We start from the raw sequence: 14,710 nt of genomic DNA on the forward strand, positions 1-14,710 counted from the left end.
CTCGATGAGACGCTTATGGGTGATTCGCATTGAGCTAAGCCTGAATGCCTCCGTTATCCGCTGTTCATGCTTCCGCGGATCGCCGGACACCCTATGAGGGATGCGATGCGGCGCCTGATCACTGTCCTGTTCGTCGCCGTGAGCGTCTGTGCGATCGTGCCGACCTGGTCGGGCGAAGCGCGGCTCGACCTGCTCGGCAAGCGTGCACAGATGAGCGCAACCCGGGTCATGCTGGATCGCAGCAACCCCCGGCATATCCGGGTCGGCGGGCTCACGTATATAGGGGGTGTCGCGCTCGACAGTCGTGATCGGGCATTCGGTGGCTTCTCGTCGCTCGATGTGACTCGCTTGCGTGCAGGCGATCGTTTCACGTTGCTCAGCGATGGTGGCAATATCGTCCAGTTCGACATGGGCGAAGACTGGCAACCCCACCGCATCGCTTTCGCGAACCTTCCTGCGGGGCCCGGTATCGGTTGGGAGAAACGCGACCGCGATAGCGAATCGATGGCGATCGATCCGGCGACGGGGCAGATCTGGGTCGGGTTCGAGGACAGCAATTCGGTCTGGCGCTATGCGCCCGGGTTCGCGCGGTACGAGGCTCGGGCAAGCCCTGACGCTATGCGGAAGTGGCCGGGGAACGGTGGTCCTGAATCGATGGCGCGTCTGCCCGATGGCCGATTCGTCGTCATCAGCGAGGAGGCGCATGTGCGTCGACCCGACTGGACCGGTCCCGAGGACGAGCGCCTGCACACGAGACAGTCGCTGATCTTTTCGGGCGATCCGACTCAGGGCGGCTCGCCACGACGTTTCGCCTACGAACCCTATGGTCGCTATGATCCCTCCGACGTCACCGCGTTGCCGAACGGCGACCTGCTGGTGCTCGACCGGGGTTTCCGCCTGCCGTTCCGCTGGTCCAACCGGATATCGCGAGTTCGCGCAGGGGATGTGGCAGTGGGGCGGATCGTACGCGGCCAGTTGATCGCGACGATCGATGCGCCGTTGATCCACGACAATTTCGAGGGGATCGACACGACGGTCGAGAACGGCGCGACGATCGTGTGGATCGTGTCGGACGACAACCAGATGTTTCTCCAGCGTACGCTGCTGTTGAAGTTCCGATTGGATCGCTAGCCTTACAAACGCCGACGGCCCGCCCTGCTAGGTGCAGGGCGGGCCGCGGTGATCGCAATACGACGTCGCTGTTAGGCGGCGACGGCCGAAGCGGCGATCTTCTTGACGACTTCGCGCTTCAGGCGACGAACGCGGAGCGACAGCTTGTCGTCCGAGACCTTCACCAGCCAGTTGTCGAGGCCGCCATTGTGCTCGACGGTACGCAGGCCATGCGTCGAGACGCGCAGCTTGACGCCCTTCTCGAGCGAATCGGACAGCAGCGTGACGTTCTGCAGGTTCGGCAGAAACGTGCGCTTGGTCTTGTTGTTGGCGTGGGAGACGTTGTTCCCGACCATCCGGCCCTTGCCGGTCAGTTCGCAGATGCGCGACATGTGATTACCTATTCAAGTGTCGGGAGGAACCCCGGAAAGGCGCGCGGATAGCTGGCACGCCGGCTTTCGTCAACCGATTCACGTCAAACGTGGCTACGGTCGTCCGCAATGAGCATTGTGCAACCCACGGCGATCAACGACGTTGTTACGCTATCGAACTGTTCAATAAAAGGGGATGTCTCATGCGTACGCTCTTGTCACTGGTCGCGATCGTCGTGCTGGTCGTGGTCGGCCTGATGTATTTCGGGATCATCAACATCGACCAGACCCGGCAGGGCGTCGTCCAGGCGCCGAAGTTCCAGGCGGACGTCGCCAAGGTCACGCTCGGCACCGAGAACAAGACGGTCGCCGTCCCGACTATCAACGTCGAGAAGCCGGGCAACAGCCAGGCACCGAACTGATCTTTACGCGGGGCAGGCGGCGGGGCAGGGCCTGAGGCCATGTTCCCGGTCCCCGAACCCATGCGCCGCGCGCTCGACGCGGCACGCGATGCGGCGCTGGCTGGGGAAGTCCCGGTTGGCGCCGTTGTCGTTAAGGACGGCGTGATTATCGCTGTCGGCGCCAATGCGCCGCGGGCGTTGTGCGATCCGACTGCGCATGCCGAGATCCAAGCGATTCGCGCGGCTGCTTTGGCGTTGGGGAGTGACAGGCTTGAGGGATGCGATCTCTGGGTGACGCTGGAGCCTTGCGCGATGTGTGCCGGGGCGATCGCGCATGCTCGGATCTCGCGGCTCTATTATGGGGCGGCGGATGCGAAGGGCGGGGCGGTGGAGCATGGACCGCGGTTTTTTGGGCAGCCGACGTGTCATCATCGGCCTGACATTTACGCGGGGATTGCAGAGACCGAGGCGGCGGGGATCCTGCGCGAGTTCTTTGCTAGTCGGAGGTAAGATTCCGGACTCGGCGCGCCCCTACCTACTTCCGTTCGCCCTGAGCGCAGTCGAAGGGCATGCCCCAAGAGAGGGTGCTTCGACTTCGCTCAGCACGAACGGGGAGGGTGATCGCGTGATCCTCCCCCGCAAGGGGGAGGTGGCGCCGAAGGCGACGGAGGGGGAGGACGCCGCAACAGCCGTAATCACTTTCCTCCCCCTCCGTCTGGCAAGGGCCAGACACCTCCCCCTGGCGGGGGAGGATGAAATCGGTTCAGCCTTCCAGGCTCTTCGACGCCTGCTCAAACAGGTCCTTCGATAGCCCCGGCGTCCGCACGATCCGTTCCAGTTCCGCGCGCATCAACCCGGCGCGCGCCGAATCGAACCGGCGCCAGCGGCCGAGCGGCGGTAGGAGTTTCGCCGCGGTCTGCGGGTTCAACCGGTCCAGCGCGATCAACTGGTCCGCGAGGAACCGGTATCCACTGCCGTCGGCATTATTGAACGCCCGCTGGTTCGCGCCGAACGCGCCGATCAGTGAACGGGCGCGGTTGGGGTTCGTGAGGGTGAAGTCGGCATGCTCGGCGAGCCCCGCGACGATCGCGCCGGTATCGTCGCGCGACGACTGCGCCTGTGCCTGGAACCATTTGTCGAGCACCAGCGCGTTGTCGCAATATTGGCTGTAGAAGATGTCGAGCGCGGTGGTGCGGATCTCGGACTCGCTGCTCACCAGCGTCGTCAGCGCCCCCATCCGGTCGGTCATGTTGTCCGCCGAATCGAACTGCGCGAAGGCGAGGTCCGCCGCATCCGCCGCGCCGCTCGCCGCTATATAGCCGAGCGCGACGGTTCGCAGGCGACGCAGGCCCTTGCCCTCCGGGGTATAGGCGTAGGGCTGACCCTCACCCTGCGCATACGCCTGCCGCCATTGCGCCTCCAGCCGCGTGCCGAGATCGCGGCGCAGTGCCTCGCGCGCGCGGAAGATCGCGTCGGGATCGACGACGGCCATCTGGTCGCCGATGAAGCTCTCCGACGGCAGCAATACCGCCTCCGCGACGAACGCCAGATCGAGATCGGTAGCGGCGAGCGTGTTCGCGACCGCGGCGATGACGCCCTCATGATCCGCATGCCCACCCGCCGAGGCGACCAGCGTGTCGAGCATCAATTGCTGCATCGCCTCGTAGCGTGCGAACGGATCGTCGTCGTGCGCGCTGAGGAAGGCGAGATCAGCGGCCGTGCGGTCGCTCTCGACCACCACGGGGGCGGAGAAACCGCGGTTGATCGACAGCACCGGGCGCTCGGCGAGGCCTTCGAATTCGATCGAGTCGAGCGTGTCGTCGAACAGGACGAGGCGCTCGTCGGTCAGCGCCGCGCCCGATTCGGCACCGAACAACTTTACCCGCAACGGCAGCACCATCGGCGACTTTACCGGCTGGCCGGGCGTCGCGGGTACCTGCTGCGCTAAGCGTAGCGTCGCGCGGTCGCCGTCGTGCGACAGGCTCGCCGAAACGCGCGGCGTGCCCGCCTGCGAATACCAGAGGCGGAACTGGGTGAGGTCGACCTTCCCCCCTTCCTCCATCGAGGTGACGAAATCCTCGCAGGTCGCGGCCGTGCCGTCGTACCGGTCGAAATACAGGTCGGTGCCGGCGCGGAAGCCCTGCGGTCCGAGGATCGCGGCCATCATCCGGATCAGCTCGGCGCCCTTGTTGTAGATCGTCGCGGTGTAGAAGTTCGAGATCTCCTGGTAGGATTCAGGCCGCACGGGGTGCGCGAGCGGGCCGGCATCCTCGGGAAATTGCGACGCGCGCAGGCCGCGGACGTCCTCGATCCGCTTGACCGCGCGCGAGCCCTGGTCGGCGGAGAAGCCCTGGTCGCGGTAAACCGTGAAGCCTTCCTTCAGCGACAGCTGGAACCAGTCGCGGCACGTGATCCGGTTGCCCGACCAGTTGTGGAAATATTCGTGCGCGACGACCGCGGCGATCGCGTCGTAATCGTAGTCGGTCGCGGTATCCGGGTCGGCGAGGATGTAGCGCGAGTTGAAGATGTTGAGGCCCTTGTTCTCCATCGCGCCGAAGTTGAAATCGTCGACCGCGACGATGTTGAACACGTCGAGGTCGTATTCGCGGCCATAGGTCGTCTCGTCCCACGCCATCGCGAGCTCGAGCGCCTTCAACGCATGGTCGGTCTTGGGGAGGTCGGCCTCGCGCACCCAGATGCCGAGCGACACCTCGCGGCCCGACATCGTCGTGAAGCTGCTGCGGTTTACCGCGAGGTCGCCGGCGACCAGTGCGAACAGGTAGGAGGGTTTCGGGAAAGGGTCGTGCCAAGTTGCCCAGTGGCGACCGTCTTCGAGATCGCCCTGTGCGACCGGGTCGCCGTTCGCGAGTAGCACGGGGAAGTGCTTTTTGTCCGCGGTCATGCGGACCGAATAGACGCTGAGCACGTCGGGGCGGTCGGGGAAATAGGTGATGCGGCGGAAGCCTTCGGCCTCGCACTGGGTGCAGAGATTGCCGCCCGAGGCATAGAGCCCCATCAACTGCGTGTTGCGATCGGGGGCGATCTCGACCTGCGTCTCGACGATATGTGCTGCGCCAGTGAGGGGGATGACGAGCTGTTCGCCGTCGATCCGCCAGTCGTTGATCGCGACGCCGTCGACCGTGACCGACATCGGCTTCTGGCCTGCGCCGTCGAGCCGCAGAGGTGCGGCGTGATCGCCGTTGCGCGTCACCGACAATGTTGCCGTTACGCGGGTGGTGGCGGGATCGAGGTCGAAATCCAGTTTCGTCTCGGGGACCAGCCACTCGGGCGGGGTATAGTCCTCGCGGCGAATGACGAGCGGGTGGGCGAGACTGTTCTGGATATCGAGCATATGTTTGCGAATATAGGGCCGTGGCCGCCTATCGCCAGCCAAAGCTTGCGCGGGTGACGGTGGATGCTACGCCGCTGCAACACGTTCCCTTCGCAAGGATTTCCGGATGTATCGTCCTCTCGGCGCGCTCGCGGTGCTCGCGCTTTCTACCTCTGCCCTTGCTCAGACTGCGCCCCAAGCTGCCCCCGCACCGGCTCCGGTGACCGCTCCGAATACGGCCGAGTTGAACGCCAAGCTCGCCGCTCCGCTGCCGGCGGACCAGGCGGCGATGAAGGCGCATGTGCTGTTTCTCGCGTCGGATGCGATGAAGGGTCGCGAGGCTGGCAGCCCCGAGTTCGACATCGCCGCGCAATATGTCGCTGCGCAATTCTATGCCGCGGGGCTTCGTCCCGGTGGCGATCAGGGCGGCTATCTTCAGACCGTGCCGCTCGTGTCGTACAGGGCGGCGAGCAAGGGCGATTTCATCTGGACCGGTCGCGGGCCTGCGCAGCCGCTCGTGTTCGGTGAGGATTACGTGCCCGCCGCGAACGGCGCGAAGGCGGAGACCAGCGTTTCGGCGCCCGTCGTGTTCGTCGGTTACGGGATCGACGCGCCGCAATACGGCCAGGACGATTACAAGGGCGTCGACGTGCGCGGCAAGATCGTCGCCTATTTCGGCGGCTCGCCCGCGCGGTTCGGCGGCGAGGAGCGCGCGTTCTTCGGGTCGGGCGGGACCAAGGCTGCGATCGCGCAGGCCAAGGGCGCGGTCGGCGTGATCACGCTGGAGAGCCCGCGCTCGGCCAAGGTGCGGACCTTCGCCAAGCTGGCCGACTCCTATGCCACGCCGCGGATGACGTGGGCGAACCCCGACGGCACCGGCAAGGTCGAAGCGCCCGGCGCGCCGTCGCTCGGCACGGTCAGCATGGTCGGCGCGGCCAAGCTGTTCGCGGGTGCGAAGACGCCGTGGAGCCGGATCGTGAAGCAGGCGGACCGCGACAACGCGAAGTTCAAGGCGGTGCCGCTGACTGGTACGCTGACCGTCGCGACCAAGACGAGCTTCGTGGCCGCGGCGAGCAGCAACGTCGTCGGTGTGATCCCCGGCAGCGATCCGGTGGTCGGCAAGGAGGTCGTCGTGCTCTCCGCGCATCTCGATCACATCGGCATCACCAAGCCCGTGAAGGGCGACGCGCTCAACAACGGCGCGCTCGACAACGCGATCGGCATCGCCAGCCTGATCGAGGAGGCCAAGCGCTTCACGGCCAGCGGGCAGGCGCCCAAGCGCACGATCATGTTCCTGGCGGTCACCGGCGAGGAGAAGGGGCTGGTCGGCAGCGATTACTTCACCAACCACCCGACGGTGCCGCTGACCTCGATCGTCGCGGACGTGAACCTCGACATGCCGATTCTGACCTACAAGTTCGAGGACATGGTGGTGTTCGGCGCCGAGCGTTCGACGATCGGCCCGATTGTGCAGAAGGCGGTGGCGGCGATCGGCGTCGGCCTGTCGCCCGATCCGATGCCGGAGGAGGGCATCTTCGTCCGCTCGGATCATTTCCGCTTCGTCCAGAAGGGTATCCCGTCGGTGTTCCTGTGGCCGGGTCAGAAGGGGCCGGGCAAGGCCGCGGTCGCGTATTTCATGGCGAACAATTATCACAAGCCGTCGGACGACCTGACGCAGCCGATCCTGTGGGATCAGGGCGTGCGGTTCGTCGATGCGAACTACCGGATCGCGTGCGAGATCGCCGATGGCGCGCAGCGACCAGTGTGGAATGCGGGCGATTATTTCGGGACGTTGTACAAGGGGCCGATGTCTGGCGCGGCGGTGGCGCCATGAGCCGGCTGCTGGTCTTCGGTCTCGGCTACACCGCGTCGCGGCTTGCCGAGCGGCTCGCGGCGGATGGCTGGCATGTCGTCGGCACGACGCGGGATGGGCGGGGTGGTACGCTCCGGTTCGACGATGTGGACGCGGTGACGGCGGAGATCGCGGCGGCGACGCATATCCTGTCGTCGGTGCCGCCCGAGCATGAGGCGGACCCGGTGCTCGGGCGCTACGGTTCGCTGTTGCTGCGGACTAGGGCGTGGATAGGCTATCTGTCGTCGACGGGCGTGTACGGCGATGCGCAGGGCGCGTGGGTGGACGAGACGGCGCCGATCGGTAGTGGCCGTCGGAGCGCGCGGGCGGCGGCGGATGCGGACTGGCTGGCGATTGGTGCGCGGACGTTCCGGTTGCCGGGAATCTATGGTCCGGGCCGCTCGCCGCTCGACCGGGTGCGGCAGGGCAAGGCGCACCGGATCGAGCAACCCGGCCAGGTGTTCAGCCGCGCGCATGTCGACGACATCGTCTCGGGCGTGATCGCCGGGTTCGATGCGCCGGCGGGGGCGTATAACCTCGCGGACGACGTGCCCGCGTCGCAGAACGACGTGGTGGCGTTCGCGGCGATGCTGCTCGGGATGCCCGCGCCGCCGTTCGTGACGCTCGAGGAACTCTCGGCGATGGGGCGCGGGTTTTATAACGAGAACCGGCGGGTCGCGAACGGCAAGGCGAAGCGGGTGCTCGGCTGGACGCCCGCCTGGCCCGACTATCGTGCCGGCCTGCGTGCGCTGAGTGCGATGACGAGGCCGATGCCCGACAGGATCGCGCCGGCGACCGCCAGCGTCGACCAGTGATAGCGCTCGAAGATCGTCGATAGCAGCATCGCGATGACCGGCACGATGACGCCCGAATAGGCCGCCTTGGCCGGGCCGATCGCGCGGATGACGTTGAAATAGAGCGGGAAGGCGAGCGCCGACGCGAACACGCCGAGATAGAGGATGCCCGCGACATAGCCGAAGCGCGGCTCGAACACCGGCGGCCCGGTGGTGATCCAGGCGAACGCGGCATCGAGGCTCGCGCCGATCAGCATCGCCATCGCCAGCGTCGGGGCCATCGGATAGCGTTTGGCGAACGCGCTGCCCTGGATGACGTTGGCGACCGACGCGGCCATCACGCCGCACAGCGTCAGGACGATGCCGATCGTCGCCGAGCGCGGCCCGTGCGGATCGACCCGCGCCTCGTTGACGAACAACAACGCGACCCCCGCCATCGCCACCGCGCACCCGATCATCAGCTGCCGTCCGAGGCGCTGCTTGAGGAAGATACGGCCGAAGATCGCGTTGGGGACGAGCAGCAGCGCGAACACCACCGCGACGAGCCCGGAGGTGACGTAATGCTCGGCGCGGTAGACGAAGTTGAAGTTGAACGTGAACAGCGCGATGCCGATCACGGCTGCGAACGCGTAGCCGCGCGCGTCGAACCTGAAGCTCTCGCGCTTGATGCCTGCGTAGATCGCCATCGCGATGCCGGCGACGAGGAAGCGGTAGCTGATCGACCAGCTCGGCGGCACCACCGCGATCTGGTCGCGGATGACGAGCCAGGTCGAGCCCCAGATCAGCGTGACGATGCCGAACGGGATCAGCACGGCCGCGCGGGTCGACTGTGGTGGGTCGGTGGGGCCGGGGGTCATAACTCCCGGATCGCGTCGGCGAGCAGGCCGACCGCGTCCGCCGGGCTGTCCCAGGCGGTGACGAGCCGGATTTCGCCGGCGGCCCAGTCGTAGAAGTCGAAGCCCTTCGCGCGGAGAGCTGCGGCTTCTTCGGGGGTGGCGCGGAGGAAGACTTCGTTCGCCTCGACCGGGTGGACGAGGCGGTCACCGGCAGCGGCGGCGAGCTTCGTCGCGCCGTCGTTGGCGGCCTTGGCGTTGGCGAGCCAGAGGTCGTCGTCGAGCATGGCGAGGATCTGCGCGGCGAGATACCGCCCCTTTGACAACAACAGCCCGGCGCGCTTGCGGCGATATTGCGTGACGGCGGCGAGTTCGGGCTTGAAGAAGACCAGCGCCTCCGCGCTCATCGCGCCGTTCTTGACGAAGCCGAAGCTCAGCGCGTCGACGCCCGCGCGCCACGTCATCTCGGCGGGCGAGCAGCCGACGCGTGCCATCGCGTTGGCGAAGCGTGCGCCGTCCATGTGGAAGCCGAGCCCGCGCGCCTTCGCCAGCGCGCCGATCTCCGCGACCTCATGAGGCGGGTAAACGCGGCCATATTCGGTGGCGTTGGTGATTGAGATCGCGTGCGGCTGGACGCGGTGGACGTCGTCGGGGATCGCGTCGATGACGGTGCGGATGGTGTCGGGGGTGAGCTTTGCAGCCTCGCCGTCGGCGAGGAACAGCTTGGCGCCGTGAGTGTAGAATTCGGGCCCGCCGCCCTCGTCGTTCTGGATGTGCGCGTCGCGGTGGCAGACGATGCCGCCGTGCGGAGGGCAGAGTGCTGCGAGCGCGAGGCAGTTGGCGGCGGTGCCGGTGGGGACCCAGAGGACGGCGACGTCGGTCTCGAAAAGCGCGGACAGGCGGCCGTCGAGCTGCTGGCTCCACGCGTCGCCGGCATAGGCAGTGTCGAGCGTGTCGGCGGCGGCGATCGCGGCCATGACCTGCGGGTGGATCGTCGCGGCGTTGTCGGAGAAGAAGCGCATCGGAGAGACATGCTGCGATGCGGTGGTGGCGTCAACGGGGGCGTCGACAGGTTCCCGCGCTACTTCGTCATCCTGGGCTCGACCCAGGACCCAGAGCCACGAGACGTATCATTCGTGGCTCTGGGTCCTGACTTTCGTCAGGATGACGGGGGGTGAGGTTACTGCCCTCGTCAGGCCAAGTTTCTACTCTTCCACCCCGGCGAAGGCCGGGGCCCAAATGGGGGCGGTGGGTGGCGAAGGGCTGCGTGTCGTTACTGCAACCTTTCCAATTGGGCCCCGGCCTCCGCCGGGGTGGTGCCGATAACCGGGGTGATGCTGAGTGGGCGGGTGCCGTCGACTAGCGAACTATTGCCCCTCGTCGGGTCCCGGCTCTTCCTCCGGCGCCCGGCGATCGTCGCGGGGGGGCGGGCCTTCCTGGCGGTCGCGGCGGGAGGGGCCGACCGAGATGGTGCCGTCCTCGCCCATCTTCAGGTTGAAGCCGAGGCCCTCGATCTCGCCCCCCAGCGGCAACACCGAATTCTCCTGCTCGTCTGCCGGCAGTGCGTCAGGATCGACTTCCTCCACCACCGGAGCAGGCGCGGCGATCGGGGCGATTCCCAGCGCGCTCTGCATGAAGTCGCGCCAGATCCGCGCGGGGATGCCGCCGCCCGACAAACCGGGGTTCGAAGAATTGTCGTCGTTGCCGACCCACACGCCGACCACCAGATCGCGCGCGAAGCCGACGAACAGTGCGTCCTTGTTGTCGGACGTCGTGCCCGTCTTGCCGAACGCGTCGACCGTCAGGTTCGCGCCGCGGCCGGTGCCGGTGCGGATCGAGGCCGCCAGCAGGTCGAGCATTTCGTCGTGAATCTTGCTCGGCATCTCGGTCGCGCCGCCGGTCAGCGACTGGTACCAGCCCTTCTCGCGCACGTCGGCGAGCCCGCGCGGCTGGACCGGATATTGCTCGCGCGCGATCGCGGCATAGGCGGCGGTCAGTTCGAGCAACGACACGGTCGAGGTGCCGAGGCCGATCGTCGCCTCGCTGGGGATCGGCGTCGAGATGCCGAGGTCGCGTGCCGCCTTGATCACCGCCTTGACGCCGACCTGTTGCGTGAGCCGGGCTGCAGCGACGTTGGACGAGCGCGCGAACGCCTGGCGCAGCGTGATCGTCCCCTGATAGCGGCCGTCGCTGTTCTTTGGCGTCCAGTCGCCGATCGTCACCGGGCGGTCCTCGATCGTCGAATCGGGGGTGAGGCCCTGGCGCATCGCGGCGAGGTAGACGAACAGCTTGAAGGTCGAGCCGGGCTGGCGGCGTGCCTGCGTGGCGCGGTTGAACGGGCTTTTCGCGTAGTTCTTGCCGCCGATCATCGCGACAACGCGACCATCGGGACGCATCGCCACCAGCGCGACCTGCGCCTGACGCAGACCCGCGCGCGCTACGGTGCGTTCTGCCGCGCGCTGTAACCGCGGGTCGAGTGTCGTCTGGACGGTCGCCTCGGTCTTGATCTCGCCAGCCTGGTCGCGCGCTTCGGGGAGGATCCAATCGGCGAAATAGGTGCCGTTAGGGAGCTGCGACGGGCGGCTGCCGAGCACGCGCTGCGGCTGGACCGCCTCGCCCTCAGCCTTGGTGAGGAAGCCCGCGTCGACCATCGCGCCGACCACTACGGCCTCTCGCTTGCGCGCGCCTTCGAGGTTGGAGGTGGGGGCGAGGCGCGAGGGTGCCTTTACCAGACCGGCGAGCATTGCTGCTTGGCCCACGTTCAGCTTGTCCGGCGTGCGGCCGAAATAATGCTTGGCCGCCGCGCTGATCCCGTAGGTGTTGTCGCCGAAATAGACGTTCGACAGATAACGCGAGAGGATCTCGTTCTTCGACAGCCATGCCTCGAGCCAGAAGGCGATCATCGCCTCGCGAATTTTACGCGTCGCGGTGCGATCCGAATCGAGGAAGGCGTTCTTCGCGAGCTGCTGCGTGATCGTCGAGCCGCCCTGGCGGACGTCGCCAGAGCCCATGTTCGCCCACGCCGCGCGCGCGATCCCGCGGGGATCGACGCCCCAGTGCGAATAGAAGCGCCGGTCCTCGATTGCGAGGAACGCCTGCGTGACGTGCGCCGGAAGCTTCGAGGCATCGACCGACTTGCCGATGATCGCGCCGCGTCGCGCGATCGGCGTGCCGTCGTCCGCGGTCAGCGTGATCGAGGGCGGCGTCGGCGGCTGGAGCGACTTCGACAGCGGCGCGGTGATCGCCAGCCAGATGATCGCGATCACCAGCAGCACGATGCCGATGCCGAAGCCGCGCAGGATCCAGCGACCGATCGGGCGCTTGCGTCGTGGCGCGCTGGGGGGTGCGTAGGCCGCGCCGAAGTCGCGATCATAGGGTTCCGGGTCTGCGCCGTCGCGCTCCGCTTCGTATTTCTGGCGCAGGCGCTCGCGCTCGGTGATCAACCGCTCGCGCTCATAGGCGTAGGGCTCGCGATCGCTGCTTGGGCTGGAACGGTTGGTGTCGAAGGGATCGGGGCGCATCGGTCGTTCCAGCGGGTCGGCCAAGCGGCGGACGTCAGGTGTATTATCGTTCTATGACAGCTCGGGCAAGCCTGCGCTTACGCCGTCCGTTCCTGCGCATGCTTAACGTGTACAGGGGCTTAGCGACAGCGGCACGACGTCCGCGTGACGCGAACCGACCGAAGCTGTTGTCATCGCGCCACGAAACGGGAAAGAGCATCGCATGACGTTCGAACAGGATGAAACCGTGGCCGCTTCCGACACTCCTCCCGCCGTCCTGCCGCTGGTCGTCGGCATCGGCGGCACGATCGGCGGCGTCTCGTCGACCGAGCGTGCACTTCGGATCGCGCTCGATGCGGTCGAGAAGCAGGGCTATCGCACGCAGATGTTCGGCGGTGCCGACATGGCGCGGCTGCCGCTGTACGATCCGAAGGCGACGACGCGGACCGCGGACGAACGCGCGTTCGTCGAGGCGGTGCGCGGTGCATCCGCGGTGATCATCGCAAGCCCCGGCTACCACGGCAGCATTTCGGGCGTGGTGAAGAACGCGCTCGACCTGCTGGAGGAGACGTCGCGCGACGAACGCCCGTATCTGGCGGACATGCCGGTCGGGCTGATCGCGACGGCGTATGGTTGGCAGGCGACGGGGAGCACGATCGCGGCGTTGCGGTCGATCGTCCATGCGTTGCGCGGCTGGCCGACGCCGTTTGCCGCCGCGATCAATACGCAGGTGACGAAGTTCGACGATGAGGGCGGGGCGAGCGATCCTGCGGTGCTCGAGCAGTTGCGGCTGGTGGGGCGGCAGGTTGCTCGGTTCGCGCCTTTGTCCGAGCCGGCGAACTAAGGCGCTGCAATCCTCCCCCGCAAGGGGGAGGTGTCGCCGTAGGAGACGGAGGGGGAGGAACACGCAACGACCGTTGCCCTTTCCTCCCCCTCCGTCTGGCAAGCGCCAGCCACCTCCCCCTGGCGGGGGAGGATTAGTTTACTTCAGGCCACCACCGAGCGAGCGGTAGAGTTCGACCGCGTTGCTGTCGCGGACGAGGCGTGTCGCGAGCAGGCTCTGTTGCGCAGTGTACAGCGCGCGCTGCGAATCGAGCGTGTTGAGGAACGGGTCGATTCCTGCACGAAAACGGAGCTGCGAGAGCTTGTACGCCCCCGCCGCGTTGTCGCGGAGCGACGTCTGCGCCTCGAGCTGGCTGTTGATCGTGCCACGACGTGCCAGCGCGTCGGCGACCTCGCGGAAGCCGGTCTGGATGCTCTTCTCATACGTCGCCAGCATCGCGTCGCGCGTCGCCTTGGCGTATTGCAGGTTACCCTTGTTGCGGCCGAAATCGAAGATCGGCTGCGTGATCGACGGCGCGACCGACCATTGCTGGCTGCCGCTGCCGAACAGGTTCGACAGGCCGAGGCTGAGCGTACCGAACGCCGCGGTGAGCGAGATGTTCGGGAAGAACGCCGCGCGCGCCGCACCGATGTTCGCGTTGGCGGCGATCAAATTGTGCTCGGCCGCGGCGACGTCCGGACGGCGCAACAGCACCTCCGACGACAGGTTGGCGGGCAGATTCTCCAGCGTCGGTGTCTTGTCCGGCATCCTTGCGGGCAGCAGGTCCTGCGTCACGGTCGTCCCGGCAAGCAGGTTGAGCGCGTTCTGGTCCTGCGCGATCAGCGTGGTCGCGTCGGCAATGTCCGAGCGCGCCTGGTCATAGGTGGTGCGCGCCTGACGCACTTCGAGCTCGGACGCGATGCCGATCCGGAAACGATCCTGCGTAAGCTTCAGCGTCTGGCCGAACGCACGCTCCGTATCCTGCGCGATCTTGAGACGGTCTTGGTCCGCAGCCATCGTCAGCCACGCGGTCGCGGTTTCCGAGATCAGCGACACCTGGGCTGCGTTGCGGTTTTCCTCCGCCGCGAAATACGCTTCCTGCTGTGCCTGGGTCAGGTTGCGGATGCGGCCGAAGAGATCGATTTCCCAAGCCGAGATACCGACATTGGCCGAGTAGATGTCGGCGCGTCCGCTGCCCGTGACGGCCGTACCCGCGCCGCCGGTACCACCACCGGTACCGCCGCCCGTTCCGGTACCGCCGCCGACGCCACCCGTGCCGCCGCCCGTGCCGCCGCCGACACCGCCTACGCCGCCGCCAACCGCACCGAACGGCGACTTCTGGTAGGTCGCGCTGCCGGTCGCGCCGATCGTTGGGAACAGGTCCGCGCGCTGGACGCGGTATTGCGCGCGCGCCTGCGCGACGTTGGCGACCGCGATGCGGACGTCGCGGTTGTTATCGAGCGCAAGGCGGATCACGCCGCGCAACCGATCATCCGTGAAGAACGCCTCCCACGCGGTGTCCGCGGGTACGATCGCGCTCGCGGCGCTGCCGGCCGCATAGGCGGGCCCGATCGGTCCGCTCGGTGCCACCGGAAGGTCCGGGCGGACGTATTTGGGGGCGAGGTTGCACCCGGCGAGCGTGAGCCCAGCGGCGAACGTGAGCGCGGTGCGGCTGGAGATCTTGGTCGAGAACAT

At 66.9% G+C, this 14,710-nt stretch carries 12 protein-coding genes; 6 read left to right on the plus strand and 6 right to left on the minus strand.

Annotation, left to right across the window (positions count from 1 at the left end; genetic code table 11):
* The first annotated feature begins 105 nt into the window (after positions 1 to 105).
* Positions 106 to 1,131, plus strand: coding sequence for an esterase-like activity of phytase family protein (locus tag O6Y00_RS14315; RefSeq protein ID WP_353443252.1), 1,026 nt, complete (start codon positions 106 to 108; stop codon positions 1,129 to 1,131).
* 71 nt (positions 1,132 to 1,202) lie between these two features.
* On the opposite strand, the gene rpmB is transcribed toward O6Y00_RS14315, so the two are convergent.
* Positions 1,203 to 1,502: a 50S ribosomal protein L28 gene (gene rpmB, locus O6Y00_RS14320; protein WP_056053386.1), complete on the minus strand. Its 300-nt coding sequence runs from the start codon at positions 1,500 to 1,502 to the stop codon at positions 1,203 to 1,205.
* A 182-nt stretch (positions 1,503 to 1,684) separates the two neighbouring features.
* On the opposite strand from rpmB, the gene O6Y00_RS14325 reads away from it, so the two are divergent.
* Together O6Y00_RS14325 and O6Y00_RS14330 are read left to right on the plus strand one after the other, a co-directional pair.
* The gene (locus O6Y00_RS14325) at positions 1,685 to 1,903 is read left to right on the plus strand and encodes a hypothetical protein (protein ID WP_056487387.1); all 219 of its coding nucleotides are present in this window, start codon (positions 1,685 to 1,687) and stop codon (positions 1,901 to 1,903) included.
* Between the two features lie 39 nt (positions 1,904 to 1,942).
* The gene (locus O6Y00_RS14330) at positions 1,943 to 2,392 is read left to right on the plus strand and encodes a nucleoside deaminase (protein ID WP_353443253.1); all 450 of its coding nucleotides are present in this window, start codon (positions 1,943 to 1,945) and stop codon (positions 2,390 to 2,392) included.
* A 253-nt stretch (positions 2,393 to 2,645) separates the two neighbouring features.
* Here the strand turns inward: O6Y00_RS14330 and pepN are convergent, their stop codons facing one another.
* Positions 2,646 to 5,234: an aminopeptidase N gene (pepN, locus tag O6Y00_RS14335; RefSeq protein ID WP_353443254.1), complete on the minus strand. Its 2,589-nt coding sequence runs from the start codon at positions 5,232 to 5,234 to the stop codon at positions 2,646 to 2,648.
* A 106-nt stretch (positions 5,235 to 5,340) separates the two neighbouring features.
* On the opposite strand from pepN, the gene O6Y00_RS14340 reads away from it, so the two are divergent.
* Positions 5,341 to 7,047, plus strand: coding sequence for a M28 family metallopeptidase (locus O6Y00_RS14340; RefSeq protein WP_353443255.1), 1,707 nt, complete (start codon positions 5,341 to 5,343; stop codon positions 7,045 to 7,047).
* The gene (locus O6Y00_RS14345) at positions 7,044 to 7,880 is read left to right on the plus strand and encodes an NAD(P)-dependent oxidoreductase (RefSeq protein ID WP_353443256.1); all 837 of its coding nucleotides are present in this window, start codon (positions 7,044 to 7,046) and stop codon (positions 7,878 to 7,880) included. The genes O6Y00_RS14340 and O6Y00_RS14345 overlap by 4 nt, the downstream gene beginning before the upstream one ends.
* Here O6Y00_RS14345 and O6Y00_RS14350 read toward each other — a convergent pair.
* The 3 genes from O6Y00_RS14350 to O6Y00_RS14360 all read right to left on the minus strand — a co-directional run bounded on the left by O6Y00_RS14350 (position 7,793) and on the right by O6Y00_RS14360 (position 12,213).
* A complete protein-coding gene (locus O6Y00_RS14350) occupies positions 7,793 to 8,716 on the minus strand; it encodes a DMT family transporter (RefSeq protein WP_353443257.1) in 924 nt (307 codons plus the stop codon). The genes O6Y00_RS14345 and O6Y00_RS14350 overlap by 88 nt on opposite strands.
* Complete coding sequence (locus tag O6Y00_RS14355) at positions 8,713 to 9,714, minus strand: threonine aldolase family protein (RefSeq protein WP_353443258.1); 1,002 nt, start codon at positions 9,712 to 9,714, stop codon at positions 8,713 to 8,715. The genes O6Y00_RS14350 and O6Y00_RS14355 overlap by 4 nt, the downstream gene beginning before the upstream one ends.
* A gap of 345 nt (positions 9,715 to 10,059) precedes the next feature.
* Positions 10,060 to 12,213 carry a transglycosylase domain-containing protein gene (locus O6Y00_RS14360; RefSeq protein ID WP_353443259.1) on the minus strand — a complete coding sequence of 718 codons (2,154 nt, stop codon included), beginning with the start codon at positions 12,211 to 12,213 and terminating at the stop codon, positions 10,060 to 10,062.
* A gap of 202 nt (positions 12,214 to 12,415) precedes the next feature.
* On the opposite strand from O6Y00_RS14360, the gene O6Y00_RS14365 reads away from it, so the two are divergent.
* Positions 12,416 to 13,036, plus strand: coding sequence for an NADPH-dependent FMN reductase (locus O6Y00_RS14365; protein WP_353443260.1), 621 nt, complete (start codon positions 12,416 to 12,418; stop codon positions 13,034 to 13,036).
* Between the two features lie 138 nt (positions 13,037 to 13,174).
* Here O6Y00_RS14365 and O6Y00_RS14370 read toward each other — a convergent pair whose 3' ends face one another.
* Positions 13,175 to 14,710, minus strand: coding sequence for an efflux transporter outer membrane subunit (locus tag O6Y00_RS14370; RefSeq protein ID WP_353443261.1), 1,536 nt, complete (start codon positions 14,708 to 14,710; stop codon positions 13,175 to 13,177).

This window comes from Sphingomonas faeni (assembly GCF_040407565.1).
GTDB lineage: Bacteria > Pseudomonadota > Alphaproteobacteria > Sphingomonadales > Sphingomonadaceae > Sphingomonas > Sphingomonas faeni_F.